Below are 13,294 nucleotides of genomic sequence, written 5' to 3'. Positions count from 1 at the left end.
AGGGATTGCGCGAGCCGTCCGATCAGAAGATCATCGGGCGGTCGTCGTCCAGCACGGTGTCGAGGTCCAGGTCGACGGACACCGGCACGTGGTCGCTCGGGGCGTCGCCCTTGCGCTCGTCGCGGTGGATCGTCGCGCCGACGGTGACGTCCGCGAACGCCTGCGAGCCCATCACGAAGTCGATGCGCATGCCCTCGTTGCGGGGGAACCGGAGCTGCTTGTAGTCCCAGTAGGTGTACCCGGTCGGCACGAGGGGACGGACGACGTCCTGCAGCCCGCGCTCCTCGAACGCGCGGAAGGCCGCCCGCTCCGGGTCGCTGACATGCGTGGAGCCCTCGAAGGCCCGCGCGTCCCAGACGTCCTCGTCGAGCGGCGCGACGTTCCAGTCGCCCATCAGCGCCAGCGGCAGGTCGGGCTCCGCCTGCAGCCACCCGGTCGTCCGGTCGGCCAGCTGCGCCAGCCAGTCGAGCTTGTACGTGTAGTGCGGGTCGCCGAGCTCGCGGCCGTTCGGCACGTACAGGCTCCACAGTCGGACGCCCTCGACCGTGACGCCGATCGCTCGCGCCTCCACCGGCAGGTCCGGGCCCTCCTGCCCCTTGAGGAAGCCGGGCTGCCCGGGGAAGTCCCGCGTGACGTCCTCCATCGGCAGGCGACTGGCGAACGCGACGCCGTTCCACTGGTTGAGGCCGTGGGCCTCGACCGTGTAACCCGCGGCCTCGAACGCCTCCACCGGGAACTGCTCCGGCTTGCACTTGATCTCCTGCATGCCGAGGACGTCGACGTCCTCACGCACCAACCAGTCGACGACCCGACCGACTCGGGTGCGGACGGAGTTGACGTTCCAGGTCGCGACGCGCATGCGTTCGAACCTACCGGGAGCGCCCGACGACCGGCCCGGCCGACCGGCCCGGCCGACCGGCCCGGCCGACCGGCCCGGACCGCCGGCCCCGACCATCGACCTCGATCCACAGCCGGACCGCCACCCCTGTCCACGGGCGCGCTCCGGTGGCAGGGTGTTCGCTGGACGCACATCCGACCAGCACCACAGGAGGCACTCATGGCAACGACGGCGAACTCCGACCGCGTGGACGGCACGACCACCGGCAGCACCACCACCCAGGTCACCTCGACCGGACGCACGATCATCGACGACGCGGTCGTCGCGAAGGTCGCCGGCATCGCCGCCCGCGACGTCCCCGGCGTGGTCGCGCTCGGCGGCAACACCGCGCGGGCCTTCGGGGCCATCCGCGACGCCATCGGCTCGAGCGACCTGGGACAGGGCGTCCGCGTCGAGGTCGGTGAGACCCAGGCCGCCGTCGACCTGACGCTCGTCGTCGCCTACCCGATGCCGATGCAGGAGGTCGCCGCCGCGGTCCGCCAGGCCGTCACGGACGCCGTCACCGACCTGGTGGGCCTCCAGGTCACCGAGGTCAACATCGCCATCGTCGACGTGGACATCCCCGCGCTCGACGCTCCCGTCGTGACCGAGACGCGCGTCCGGTGAACACCACCGTCGTCGGCATGGCCGTCGGGGCGGTCCTGGCGATCGTCGCCCTGACGCTGGGCTTCTGGGCGTTCGTCGTGGTGGCCGTCGCGATCGCGCTCGGCGGGCTGATCGGCCGCATCGTCAGCGGTGACGTCGACCTCCGCCGACTGCTCGACGTGCTCCGCGGTCGTCGGAGTTCCTCGTGAGCCCAGCCGTGCTGCCCGGGACCGACCGGATCGCGTCCCCGGCGCTCGTGCACACCGCGCAGGCCGTCGCCGCCGAAGCGCTCCGCGCACCACTCCGGGAGGTCCGTGCCCGGGTCGTCGACGACGGCCGCGGCGCGCTGGTGGTCGAGATCACGAGCCCGCTCACCCTGCCGGCGCTCGGAACGCACACGGTCCCGGGCGAACCCGTCCTCGCGTCAGCACACCGGGCACGCGCCACCATCGCCGAACGGTTCCGGTCGATCACGGGTCGCAAGGTCGAGCGTGTCTCAGTGACCTTCGCCTCCGCCGTCCTCGACGTGCCGCGGAGGGTCCGGTGAGCCCGGACCGCGTCGACCCCGTCCGGAAGACCCCGCCAGCGGACGACGACCGCTTCGTCCGACGTCTGGTGCGCCGTGAGACCTCGGCGTCCCGCACGCCCTCCGTCGTCGTCGCGATGGTCCTGCTCCTCGTGCTCGCCGCCGCCGTCGGGACCGCCGCGGTCGTCGTGCTGCTCGACGAGCGCATCGCCGGCGTCGACCCGCGGTCGATCGTGGACGCCGCCGTCCGCGCTCCGGACGGTCTCGTCGACGCGCTCGTCATCACGGTGGGAGCCGCCCTCGCCCTGCTCGGGCTCTGGTTCCTGCTGCACGGGCTCCTGCCGTCCCGGCGCCCGCGGCACGCCGTCCGCTCCACACGCCTCGGGGTCGTCGTCGATGACGAGGTCCTGGCCTCCGCCGCGGCCCGTGCTGCCCGCTCGGCCACCCGTCTGGCACCGGACGCGGCCGTCGGTTCGGTCGGACGCCGCACCCTCGACGTGGTCCTGCTGCCGGCCGCGGGGGTGGACGTCGCCGCGCTCGCCGCGACCGAGGCCGTCGACCGTGAACTCGCCGACGCGGACACCGTGCCGCCGCTGACCGCCCGCGTCCGGGTGCGTCCGACCGGACGGATCGACGGATGAACGGCACGAACCGGTCACTGGGCCGGGCCGTCCTGGTCCTGGTCGGGTTGCTCTTCCTGGCGCTCGGAGCCGCCGTCGTGCTCGTGCAGACGCTGCCCGCCGCCGCCGACGTCTGGCACACCGCGGCGGACCGGGCACTCGGCGGTCTCCGGTCCGGCGCTGCGGACACCTCCGCGTGGTGGTGGGCGCTGGGCGGCGCCGTCGTCCTCGGCGTCCTGGCGCTCCTGGTCCTCGGTTCGATCGGTGGCGGTCGTACCGGCACGGTCCTGCAGGACGACGGCCCCGAGGGTGGCGTCCCGGGCCAGGTCCGGATCGAGGCCGCCGCCGTCGAGCACGCGCTCTCCACGGCCGTCGCGACCCTGCCGCAGGTGGCTTCGCTCGCCGTGGACGTCCGCCGGGTACGCGGCCAGGTCGCCGTCCGGATCATCGTCCGCACCCGCCGTGGGGCCCCGCCGCGGGAGGTCGTCGAGCGGGTCGAGGAGGTCGTCCGCGACCTCGACGCGCTGCTCGGTGAGCAGCTGCCCGTCCTGCTGCGGATCGTCCGCGGTGGCTCGTCGCGTCCCGACCGCGTGCGCTGACCGTGGCACCGACCGACGACCTGGCCGGGCGCGGTGGTCAGCCGGACGAGCCGGTGACCGTCCCGGACGCGGTCGCCGAACTCGCCGGCGGCCGCGTGCTCGTGCCGGTGTGGGTGAACTCCGCCGGCGGCAGGACCTTCCGCCTCGGACCGTCGCCCGACCGGGCTGAGGGGTACGTGAAGTGGGTGCCACCGCACTACGCGCCGTGGATCGCCGCCGAGGTCGCCCGACTGCAGTGGGCCGGCGGGTGGCTCACCGTGCCCGAGGTCGTCGACCACGGTGCGGACGGGTCCGGTGCCTGGATGACGACGCGGCCGGTCGCGGGCTGGAGCGCCGTCGACCCGCGGTGGCACGACGACCCACGGACCGCGGTGATCGCGGTGGGCGAGGGGCTCCGGGCGATGCACGAGACGCTCCCGGTGGCGTCCTGCTCGTTCGTGTGGTCGACCGAGGAGCGACTGGACCGTGCGCGCGCAGCTGGTCGTGCCGTCGACGCGATGGGGCCACAGCCGGAGACGGACCAGCTCGTCGTCTGCCACGGCGACGCCTGCACCCCGAACACGCTGATCGGGGACGACGGTCGCTGGATCGGTCACGTGGACCTCGGCGCACTCGGGGTCGCCGACCGGTGGGCGGACCTCGCCGTCGCGTCGATGAGCCTCGGGTGGAACCACGGCCCCGGCTGGGACGGGCTCTTCCACGAGGCCTACGGACTGCCGCAGGACGCTGAGCGGACCGCCTGGTACCGGATGCTGTGGGAGCTGGACGTCGACGACGTCGACGACCCGCGTGGTCCGGAAGGGGCCTGCGGGACGGGATCGGACTAGAAGCCGACCCCGCGTGCCGCCATGAAGCCGACGGGGTCGACGGTGCCGCCGCCGACGTGCGTCTCGAAGTGCAGGTGGCAGCCGGTCGAGTTGCCGGTGGAGCCGACGAGGGCGACCAGGGTGCCTGCGGCGACCTGCTGCCCGGGGGCGACCCGGAAGCCGCCGGCGACGATGTGCCCGTAGGCGGTCTTGATGCCGCCGCCGTGGTCGATGCGGACGTAGTTGCCGTACCCGCCGTACGGGCCGACGTACTCGACGGTGCCCGCGGACGCGGCGACGATGGCGGTGGAGCAACCACTGCCCAGGTCGAGGCCGTCGTGCATGGCGACCGCGCCGGTGTACGGGTTCACGCGGACCCCGTACCCGCTGGTGATCCAGCCACCCGCGGGGCGGACCCACCCGGAGCCGGAACCGGCGCCGGGTGCCGGTGTGCCGGAGCCGGCCGCCGCACCGGCGCCCGCCGACGCGCCGCCACCCTGGTTCGCGGCCGCGGCCGCGGCTGCCGCTGCCTGCTGCTGCTGGAGCTGGCGCGCGAGCGCGGCCTCGAGCGCGCGGCGCTTGCGCTCTTCCTCCGCCTTGCGGATCCGCTCGCCCTTCTCGAACTGCGCCTCGGTCGTCGCGCGACCGGACGTCAGTGACGCGAGCTGCGCCTGCAGCCGGGCCTTGTTCGCCTCTTGCTCGTCGTACGCGGCCTGCGCGCGGTCGGACGCCGCCTGCGCTTCGCCCATCCGGTCCTGCGCGGCCGCGGCGAGCTCCTGGAGCGCGAGTGCTGCCCGGTCGGCCTGGTCGGTGAGCGACCGGGCGACGGAGGCGTCGGTGGTCGCGGCGGTCTCGACGCGTTCGGCCTGCTCGGAGAGCTTGCTCAGTGCTCCGAGGTCGTAGAGGAGGTCGCGGGCGTCCTCGCCCCCGGCGATGACGCTCGTGGTGACGTCGGCTCCGCCGGAGCGGGCCATCTGCGCGGCGAAGCGGCCGGCCTGCGCCGCACTGGCCTCGGCGACCTCGGTGTGCTCGTCGGCGTCCTCACGGAGGGCCTGTTCCTTCTCGGCGGCGCGGAGGGCCTTGCGCTGCGCGGCTTCGAACGCGGCACCCAGACGCTCGGCCTCGGCCTTCGCAGCGTCCGCCTCGGCCGCCAGGCCGGTGATGATCCCGCGGATCTCGACGATCTGCGACTGCTTGGCGGACTCCTTGCCCCGCGCGGCGACGACGTCGTCCCACGACGGGTACGACGCGGCCTGTGCGGCCGGAGCGTCGAGGACGAGTGACCCGACCAGGCCGGCGATCGCGAGCGCGGTTGCGAGCAGGTGTCGTCGGCCCGCCGGAGCGGAGCGGGGACGGGGAGCGGGGACCACGGAGCGAGACATCGGAACGGAGCCTATACATCCACACAGGTCGAACCCTGCGGCGACGCTCCGCTGGGGAGGACTCGGGCGGGGAGATCGCCCTGTGGAGGGGGAGTACCCCGCCCCGGTGGTCCTCGCGGGCTCAGAACCCGCGGTCGCGGAGGATCTGCTCGGCCGACCCGACCACGCGCTGCCGCAGCACGTCGGCCCCGCGGGTGCCCGCGTAGTCGTACACGTCGTACCCCGTGCAGTGCGTGATGGTCGCGGGACGGCCGAGCGAGTCCTCCACCGGGGTCGTCCAGACGTCGCCCGACCCGATCACGACGTAGTCCGGCCGTGCGTCGCGGTAGGCGCCGAGGTCGACGAGCCAGGGGTACGTGTCGAAGGAGTCGCGGACCTGCAGCAGGCGGACGTCCTGTTCCGCGTAGGCCGCGAGCGGGCGGATCGTCCAGAACTGCCCGACCCCGACCGGGTCGCGTCCGTCACTCCGTTGCGCGTCCACCCACCGGTCGAGGCAGGTCACCGGGCCGTACCGCGCCGCTGCGACGGCCCCGAGGGTGCCGGGGGTCACCGCGACGCCGACGACCAGGACGGCGGCGGCCGCGACCGCGAGCGCCGTCCGGAGTCCCCGTACCGGCCGGTGCAGGCGGGTCCGTCGGACCGCGGTCCGGGTGAGCTCGCAGACGGCCACCACGGCGAGGAGCGGCATCGCCACCACCGGCTCGAGGTAGCGCGGGGTCTCCGACCCGGCGACGACCACACCGACCGACACGGCCACGATCGTCACGAGGGGCAACGCGGTCGCCACGAGCACCGTCCGGGAGGTCCGCGCCCGCCAGGCCCACACCGTCCCGCCGGCGCTGAGCAGCACCCCGACCAGCATGAGCAGCAGCCCGGCGTCCCCGGCCGCCGACGCCGCCCGGTCGTCCGTGAGCGACGCGAAGAACGCAGCCGTCGCACCGGCCCGTTCCGGGTGGACGTAGGTCGAGGGGTCGAGTGAGACGAACGGGCGCAGGGGGATCCGCAGCAGGTACCCCACGACGGCGCCGACCGTCAGCGTCGCCGCGACCCACGCGGCCGGACGCCAGGGCAGACGCCGGGCAGCGGCGAGCACCGCGAGCGTCACGACGACCGGTGCCGCCGACCACGGCACGTACAGCGGGTTGGAGGCCGTGCTCAGCGCCGCCACCAGCCCCAGCGTCACGAGGACCGGGATCGAGGAGCGCCCGGTGCGGACGGTCCGGAGCACCAGCACGGCGGTGCCGAGCATCGCGAGCACCGCCCCGTAGTAGTAGGTGGTGGTGAGGAGGAGCGACGCCAACTCGAGCGAGGTCGCGGTCGCGGAGGACTCCGTCAGCACGAGCATGGTGAGCAGGACGACGGCGATCACCGACACGGCGACCCGCGCCGACCGGCCGGCGGACGGCATGAGCTCGTTCGCCGCCGCGCGCACGAGGGCGTACACGGCGAGCAGCACGAGCACGCCGTTCAGCGCCAGGGCCTGCTGGGGCGTCGAGGTCACCGCCGCGGTCGCCAGGTAGACGGGCAGCTCCGGGAAGAAGAACAGCGCCGGGGACATCGCCCACTCGAACGGCTGCCCGAGCGCGATCGACCGTGCCACCAGCGGCAGGAGCACCGAGTCCCCGTCGTACCAGAGCAGTGCGACCCGGGCGGTGGCGAGCACGTGGCGCAGCGCGAGGACGGCGAGCACCAGGGCGAGCAGCACGCCGAGTGCCTCGTGCGCGACCGCCCGGACGACGGTGGATCGCGGGCGGCGGTCGCCGGCCTCGATCGGTCGGACGCCGTCCCGCGGACGGGCGAGGGGCATGACCGGAGCGTACCGGCGGCGGCATCGGAGCAGCCGGGCAGTGTGCCCGGGTGAGCGCGGAACGGCCGTCGCCGGTACCCTTGACCACCGTGACCCACGCGCGCGAGCAGTTGATCGAGCACATCAAGGCCGATGCGGTCTTCCACGGCGACTTCACGCTGACCAGCGGGAAGCAGGCCTCCTACTACATCGACCTCCGCAAGGTGAGCCTCGACCACCGCGTCGCGCCCCTGATCGGACAGGTCATGACCGACCTGATCGCGAGCGTCCCGGACGTCGACGCCGTCGGCGGGTTGACGATGGGCGCCGACCCGATCGCGAGCGCGGTGCTGCACCAGTCCGCGGCCCGCGGGGGGACGTACGACGCGTTCGTCGTCCGCAAGGAGCCCAAGGACCACGGCCGCGGCCGCCAGGTCGAGGGTCCGGACGTCCGCGGCAAGCGGGTCATCGTGCTCGAGGACACCTCGACCACCGGTGGCTCGCCGCTCAAGGCCGCCGAGGCGCTCGAGCGTGAGGGCGCCGTCATCGCCGCCGTCGCCGTCGTCGTCGACCGGGACACCGGCGCCAAGGAGAAGATCGAGGCAGCCGGGTACCCGTACCTCGCGGCGATCGGGCTGGCCGACCTGGGACTGTCCGCGTGACCGAGGAGCGTCCGGAGGGGCGCGACGAGTCCGACCCGTCGGTCGCGCCCGAGCACGGGGGCGACGGACCGGAGGCTCAGCGCGGTCCCGATCCGGACGCTCCGTTCCACGGTCTCCGCAGTGCGGCGGACATCTTCGGTGCGCCGATCACCGAGGAGGAGTGGCCCTCGCGCCGCGAGCGTCGAGAGGCCGAGCGGGCCGCCCGACAGGCGGGGCAGCCCGAACCGGAGCCCTTCACCGCACCCGCGTCGCTGCCGGCCTCCGCACCGCAGGCCGACGCCGACGCCGAGGACCACGCTCCGGAGCTCGACCCCGGTGCGACGCAGGCGATCTCGATGCCGGAAGAGCTGGCGCTGCCCGGCGGGGTCGCCGGCCGGGTCCCGCCGCCCGCAGCCGTGCCGCCGGTGTCGAACGCGCCGGACCCCCGCGCGATCTCGCTGCCCACCGCCCGCTCCGACCGGGACGTCCGCGCCGCCGAGAGCCGTGCGATCGAGGACGAGCGTCGCCGCACGGACCCGGACGGCCTGGGCCGCTCGGACGTCGACTGGCTCGGTCGTGCCCGTCCCGCGACGCCGGGCGACCTGTCGGACACTGCGGTGCCGACTCCGCTGCCGCCCGACGCCGTGCAGTCCGCGCCGGTCCCGCCTGCCCTCCGCGGTGGTCCGGACGCGCAGCCGCTCGGGGTGCAGGACGCCCTGCCGCCGACCTCCGAACCGCCGACGTTCACCGAACTCCTGCGTCTCGGCGACGACGTCGAGGGCGCTCCGCGGGCCGACCGTCCGTTCGACTGGTCGCTGCTGGACGACCACACCGGCGAGGTCCCGACGGCGCTGACCCGCGATGCGTTCGACACGAACCTGGTCGCCGCCGAGTCGTGGGCGAGCGGCACACCGCTCGCCCAGGAACCGGTGGCCGGGCTCTCGAGTGCGCCGGACCCCGTTCCCGAGGTCGCCGACGCACCGGAGGACGACCGCGCGGACGAGCGCACCACGCCGTCCGGGTCGAGCTGGTCCCTCAGCGACGAAGCCGCACGCACCGGCGAGGTGTTCCCCGGCGACGTCGACGACCCGGTCGTCGCAGAGCCTGTCGTCGTCGCAGAGCCGGTCGTCGTCGAGGACCCGGCCGACATCGACGACCGCAGCGCCGACGCCGATGAGGACGATGACGTCGACGACGACCTCGCCGCCGGCAGCGCCCCGACCGCCGCGTTCGCGCCCCGTGCGGCCGCCGCGGTCCCGCCGCCCTCGGTGCTGCCGACCCCGGACGCCCCGCCGCTGGTGCAGCCCGCGAGCCACCCCGAGCGCAGCGCCGAGCGCGGTCCCCGGAACGCGCCGACCCCGGCATGGCCGACACCCGCACCGGTGGACCGGACGCGAGACGCGGACGACCACGTCGACACTCCGCGCGGCCTGGCCCTCGAGGACATCGACCAGTCCGAGTGGCAGGGCCGCGAGACGAGCGACACCGGTGTCATCAAGGACCTGTTCGGCACCGAGGCGATCCAGCAGCTCCGCGACGCCGACGCCCACCGCCCCGAGGACACCAGCACCCGGATGATGCCCGCGGTCGCCGCACCCCAGCAGCCCGCGGCGGCCGCGGGTGGTCCGGCGACGTCGGGGACGGACCGCGACAACTTCATCAACGAGGGCTTCGCACGACTGCAGAACGAGGGGCGTCGCGGCAAGCAGCTCCTGGTCTACGGGTCGATCGCGATCATCGTGGTGCTCCTGCTCCTCGTGCTCCTCATCACGGCGTGGATCCGCGGCAACAGCCTCGAGGACCAGCCCAGGTCCCCCTCGAGCAGCCCGGCAGCGGCGCGCTCGGTACTGCCCTCCGCCGCCGGGATCGGGACCGACGGCTGATCCGACGCTGCCGGACCGACGCTGCCGGACCGACGCAGCCGGCCCGACGCGACCGGTCCGACCCGCCAAGTGACGGACGGGAGGCTCCCCACCCGCCGGTGGGGAGCCTCCCGTCCGTCATCCGGTCGCGGAGCGCGACCGTGGCCGGTCAGGACGCCGCGGGGACCGCCGCCGAGACGTCGGTGAGCGTCTGCAGCTCCTCGGCGCTGAGGTCGAGCTCGGCCGAGGCGAGGAGCGCCGGCAGCTGCTCGGTGTTGCGCGCCGAGGCGATCGGCGCGACGACGTCCGGCTGTGCCTGCAGCCAGGCGAGGGCGACCGAGGCGATCTCCGCGGAGTGCGCCGACGCGATCTCGGACAGGGCGTCCACGACGGCGAGGCCCTGGTCGGAGAAGTAGCCGGAGACCTGGCCCTCGCGGTCCTTGCCGGCGAAGTCCTGCTCCGTCCGGTACTTGCCCGTCAGGAAGCCCGCGGCGAGGGCGAAGTACGGCACGACGCCCAGGTGCTCCCGTGCGGCGAGCGGCGCGATGTCCGATTCGTACGGTTCGCGGGTGACGAGGTTGTAGTGCGGCTGGATCGCGACCGGCACGGCGAGGTCGTGCTCCTTCGCGATGCGGATCCACTCCGCGGCGCGCTCGTCCGAGTAGTTCGAGATCGCGGTGTACCGGACCAGGCCCTCGCGGACGAGCTGGTCGAAGGCGCGGACGGTCTCCTCGAGCGGGGTGTCCTGGTCGTCGAAGTGCGCGTAGTAGAGGTCGATCCGGTCGGTGCCGAGCCGCTGCAGGCTCGCGCGGGCGGCCTTCGCGACGTTGCCCGCGGACAGCCCGGGGAACGCGGGGTGCTGTGACACCTTCGTGGCGATCGTCACGTCGTCACGCTTGCCGGATGCGGCGAACCACGAACCGATCACGGTCTCGGACTCACCGCCGGAGTTGCCGTCACCCCAGGCGGAGTACACGTCCGCGGTGTCGATGAAGTCGCCGCCGGCACCCGTGTAGGCGTCGAGGACCTGGTGCGAGGTGGCCTCGTCCGCGGTCCAGCCGAAGACGTTGCCGCCGAGGGCGAGGGGGAAGACGGTGAGGTCACTGGAGCCGATGCGGGGCATGCTGCAGTCCTTTCAGGTCGGTACGATCCCGTCCACGCTATGCCCCTCGCCGGGCTGCCACTCAGGTGCGCGGGGTGAGGTGGAGGAGCCATGCCGACGCTCGCCTCGTACCTCACCGACCCCCGCCCCGCCGTCCGACTCCGGGCGGTGATGGCCGCCGGGACCACCCCCTCGACCGACGAGCTCGACGTCCTCGTGGGGCAGTGCGCCGTGGAGCCGGACCTGCAGGTGCGGGAGATGCTCACGTGGGCGTTGGTGCGCCTCCCCGCCGACCTCGTGGTCCCGCGGCTGCTCGACGAACTCGACCGTCCGGAGGCGCAGGCACGGAGCCAGGCGCTGCACACCCTCTCGAAGATCCGCGACGGGTCGGTCTACCCGCAGGTGGCGCGGCTGCTCGGCGACGTCGACCCCGGCGTCGCCCGGACGGCCTGGCGTGCCGCCGTGCTGCTCGCGTCCGAGGAGGCGAAGCCCGCACTCGCACGGACCCTCGCGGTGCAGCTCGGGCACGGGGACGCCGAGACCCGGCTGGCCCTGAGCCGTGCGCTCGCCGGACTCGGTCCGGACATCGCGTCGCCGGTGCTGGCTGCGGCAGCGGACCACCGCAACCCGGACGTACGGGAGCACGCGGCCGAGACGGCGCGGCTGCTCGGAGACCCGGACGCGGGGTCGGCGTTGGCGTCGGCGCGGGCACGGCGCGAGGTCGCCCTCGGGCGGACGCGGTCCGCCAAGGGCTGACGCGGGCGCGGGCGCGGGTCAGCGTGGCGCGCGCGTTCAGCGTTGCGCGCGGGTCAGTGCGGAGCGTCCGGCGTCAGCCAGATCGCGGTCGCGGCGGCGGCCGGGAGGTCCACCAGCGCCTCCGCCCCGCCGGCGTCACGCCGCGCGACCGCCACCACCCCCGCGTAGTCCCGCACCTGCTCGACCCGCAGGTGCGTCCCCAGCCCGACACCGAGCTCGTCGAAGTACCGGAGGAGCGCGGGGTCGTCGTCGGACACCCGCTCGACCGTCCCGCAGACGCCGGGGTCGACCGTGCCGAGGAGGGCACCGGGGGAGTCCGGCACGACGCCGTCCGCGTTCGGGATCGGGTCGCCGTGCGGGTCGTGCGTCGGGTGCCCGAGGTCGGCGTCGACCCGGTCGAGGAACGTCTCCGACACGGCGTGCTCGAGCGCTTCGGCCTCGGTGTGCACCTCGTCCCACGAGTAGCCGAGCCGTTCGACCAGGAACGTCTCGATCAGGCGGTGCCGACGGACCATCGCGACGGCGGCCTGCTGCCCGAGCGGAGTGAGGACCACCCCGCGGTACAGCGTGTGCTCGATGAGCCCGTCGCGGTCGAGCTTCCGGAGGTTGCCGGACACCGTCGAGGCGGACACGTGCAGGGCCGCGGCGATGTCCCGCGTGGCGAGACCCCCTTCGCCGCCGCGTTCGCTCGCCTTCCAGACGAGCTTGACGTAGTCCTCCGCCATGGTGCTGAGGGAGGGCAGGCGCATGGGCCAATGCTACGACCGACACCGGGACGGCCGACACTGGTACAACCGTGAGGGTGACCCCCGTGCAGCCTCCCGCCGTCCGCCGCCGACGGTGGTGGCCGGTCCCGCCGTCGCTGCTCGTCGGCATCGCCCCGCTGGTGCTCTTCGCCACGTACAGCATCGTCCGCTCCCGCCCGAGCGACGACTACGACTCGCTCGGACTGACGACCGACAGCGTCCTGCACGACCTGGTGGTGCCGGAGTCGATCGTCGCCGGGGTCATGGTCGTGCTCGTCACCGCACTCGGCTGGTGGCGGATCGCGACCGTCGACCCGACACGTGGCCGCCCGCGGTGGGCGGTGCTGGCGCCGGTCCTCATCGCGGCGGTGTGCATCGCACGGCTGCCGCTGATCGACTGGGCGGGGAAGTCGCTGGACTACTTCCTGCTGCTCACCGTCGGGGTGCTGCTCGTCGGGGTGTTCGAGGAGCTGCTCACCCGCGGTGTCCTGCTCGTGGGACTCCGGCGTCGTCTGCCCGAGTTCGGGGTGTGGATCGCGTCGTGCGTGCTGTTCGGACTGCTGCACTTCGTGAACGTCCTGGCCGGCGCCCCGGTCGCCCAGACGGTGGTGCAGGTGGTGTTCGCCGCGTCGTTCGGGTCGACGCTGTACCTGGCGCGACGACTCACCGGCACCCTGCTCGCCCCGGTGCTGCTGCACGCGTTCTGGGACTTCGGCGCGATCGCGGTCAGCGCCTCGCGCGGTGCTGGGCTCGACTTCTTCCTCGTCGGACTGGTCGGTCTGGCGTCGTTCGCGGTGCTGCTGCTCGGCGTCGTCGCCGGGGCGGTCGTCGCCTGGCGGGACGACCGCGCCTGGCGGCTCCGGCGCCGGTGGCGGACCGTGCCGTCGATGGACCGGACCGTCGTCGACGGGGGTGGGGCGAGCCTCCCGGCCGGCACGGACCCCGTCGCCCTGGCGCGCTGAGGCACCCGGTGTGACACGGGCCG

The 13,294-nt window shown here is 74.1% G+C and carries 15 protein-coding genes; 10 read left to right on the top strand and 5 right to left on the bottom strand.

Going from position 1 to position 13,294, the window contains the following annotated elements:
• Positions 1-22 precede the first annotated feature (22 nt).
• Positions 23-859 (bottom strand): exodeoxyribonuclease III, encoded by an 837-nt coding sequence (locus E9228_RS07650; protein ID WP_166779958.1) that lies wholly within the window; start codon positions 857-859, stop codon positions 23-25.
• A gap of 198 nt (positions 860-1,057) precedes the next feature.
• On the opposite strand from E9228_RS07650, the gene E9228_RS07645 reads away from it, so the two are divergent.
• Genes E9228_RS07645 through E9228_RS07620 form a run of 6 tightly spaced genes read left to right on the top strand, consistent with a single transcriptional unit; the run spans position 1,058 to position 4,055 of the window.
• The gene (locus tag E9228_RS07645; protein ID WP_166779957.1) at positions 1,058-1,504 is read left to right on the top strand and encodes an Asp23/Gls24 family envelope stress response protein; all 447 of its coding nucleotides are present in this window, start codon (positions 1,058-1,060) and stop codon (positions 1,502-1,504) included.
• Positions 1,501-1,692, top strand: coding sequence for a DUF2273 domain-containing protein (locus E9228_RS07640; RefSeq protein ID WP_166779956.1), 192 nt, complete (start codon positions 1,501-1,503; stop codon positions 1,690-1,692). The genes E9228_RS07645 and E9228_RS07640 overlap by 4 nt, the downstream gene beginning before the upstream one ends.
• Complete coding sequence (locus E9228_RS07635) at positions 1,689-2,030, top strand: hypothetical protein (RefSeq protein WP_166779955.1); 342 nt, start codon at positions 1,689-1,691, stop codon at positions 2,028-2,030. The genes E9228_RS07640 and E9228_RS07635 overlap by 4 nt, the downstream gene beginning before the upstream one ends.
• Entirely contained in the window at positions 2,027-2,650 is a 624-nt protein-coding gene (locus E9228_RS07630) for a hypothetical protein (protein ID WP_166779954.1), read from the top strand. The genes E9228_RS07635 and E9228_RS07630 overlap by 4 nt, the downstream gene beginning before the upstream one ends.
• Positions 2,647-3,228 carry a hypothetical protein gene (locus tag E9228_RS07625; protein WP_166779953.1) on the top strand — a complete coding sequence of 194 codons (582 nt, stop codon included), beginning with the start codon at positions 2,647-2,649 and terminating at the stop codon, positions 3,226-3,228. The genes E9228_RS07630 and E9228_RS07625 overlap by 4 nt, the downstream gene beginning before the upstream one ends.
• A 2-nt stretch (positions 3,229-3,230) precedes the next feature.
• The gene (locus E9228_RS07620) at positions 3,231-4,055 is read left to right on the top strand and encodes a phosphotransferase (RefSeq protein WP_341849828.1); all 825 of its coding nucleotides are present in this window, start codon (positions 3,231-3,233) and stop codon (positions 4,053-4,055) included.
• On the opposite strand, the gene E9228_RS07615 is transcribed toward E9228_RS07620, so the two are convergent.
• Together E9228_RS07615 and E9228_RS07610 are read right to left on the bottom strand one after the other, a co-directional pair.
• The gene (locus E9228_RS07615; protein ID WP_166779952.1) at positions 4,052-5,416 is read right to left on the bottom strand and encodes a M23 family metallopeptidase; all 1,365 of its coding nucleotides are present in this window, start codon (positions 5,414-5,416) and stop codon (positions 4,052-4,054) included. The genes E9228_RS07620 and E9228_RS07615 overlap by 4 nt on opposite strands.
• Before the next feature lie 121 nt (positions 5,417-5,537).
• A complete protein-coding gene (locus E9228_RS07610; RefSeq protein WP_166779951.1) occupies positions 5,538-7,223 on the bottom strand; it encodes a hypothetical protein in 1,686 nt (561 codons plus the stop codon).
• An 89-nt stretch (positions 7,224-7,312) separates the two neighbouring features.
• Between E9228_RS07610 and pyrE the strand changes: the two genes are divergently transcribed.
• Complete coding sequence (gene pyrE / locus E9228_RS07605) at positions 7,313-7,864, top strand: orotate phosphoribosyltransferase (protein WP_166779950.1); 552 nt, start codon at positions 7,313-7,315, stop codon at positions 7,862-7,864.
• Positions 7,861-9,726, top strand: a complete 1,866-nt coding sequence (locus E9228_RS07600; protein WP_166779949.1) for a hypothetical protein — start codon at positions 7,861-7,863, stop codon at positions 9,724-9,726. Before pyrE ends, E9228_RS07600 begins: the two co-directional genes overlap by 4 nt.
• A 148-nt stretch (positions 9,727-9,874) precedes the next feature.
• On the opposite strand, the gene E9228_RS07595 is transcribed toward E9228_RS07600, so the two are convergent.
• Positions 9,875-10,828, bottom strand: coding sequence for an aldo/keto reductase (locus E9228_RS07595; RefSeq protein WP_166779948.1), 954 nt, complete (start codon positions 10,826-10,828; stop codon positions 9,875-9,877).
• A gap of 90 nt (positions 10,829-10,918) precedes the next feature.
• Between E9228_RS07595 and E9228_RS07590 the strand changes: the two genes are divergently transcribed.
• Positions 10,919-11,563: a HEAT repeat domain-containing protein gene (locus E9228_RS07590; RefSeq protein ID WP_166779947.1), complete on the top strand. Its 645-nt coding sequence runs from the start codon at positions 10,919-10,921 to the stop codon at positions 11,561-11,563.
• Between the two features lie 53 nt (positions 11,564-11,616).
• On the opposite strand, the gene E9228_RS07585 is transcribed toward E9228_RS07590, so the two are convergent.
• Entirely contained in the window at positions 11,617-12,312 is a 696-nt protein-coding gene (locus tag E9228_RS07585; RefSeq protein WP_166779946.1) for a metal-dependent transcriptional regulator, read from the bottom strand.
• Between the two features lie 62 nt (positions 12,313-12,374).
• Here E9228_RS07585 and E9228_RS07580 point away from each other — a divergent pair, with 62 nt between their 5' ends.
• On the top strand, positions 12,375-13,271 hold the full coding sequence (locus tag E9228_RS07580) for a CPBP family glutamic-type intramembrane protease (RefSeq protein ID WP_166779945.1): 897 nt from the start codon (positions 12,375-12,377) through the stop codon (positions 13,269-13,271).
• Positions 13,272-13,294 lie beyond the last annotated feature (23 nt).

It is taken from the genome of Curtobacterium salicis, from assembly GCF_011759505.1.
Lineage (GTDB): Bacteria > Actinomycetota > Actinomycetes > Actinomycetales > Microbacteriaceae > Curtobacterium > Curtobacterium salicis.
This window is presented reverse-complemented; position numbering and strand designations above follow the sequence as displayed.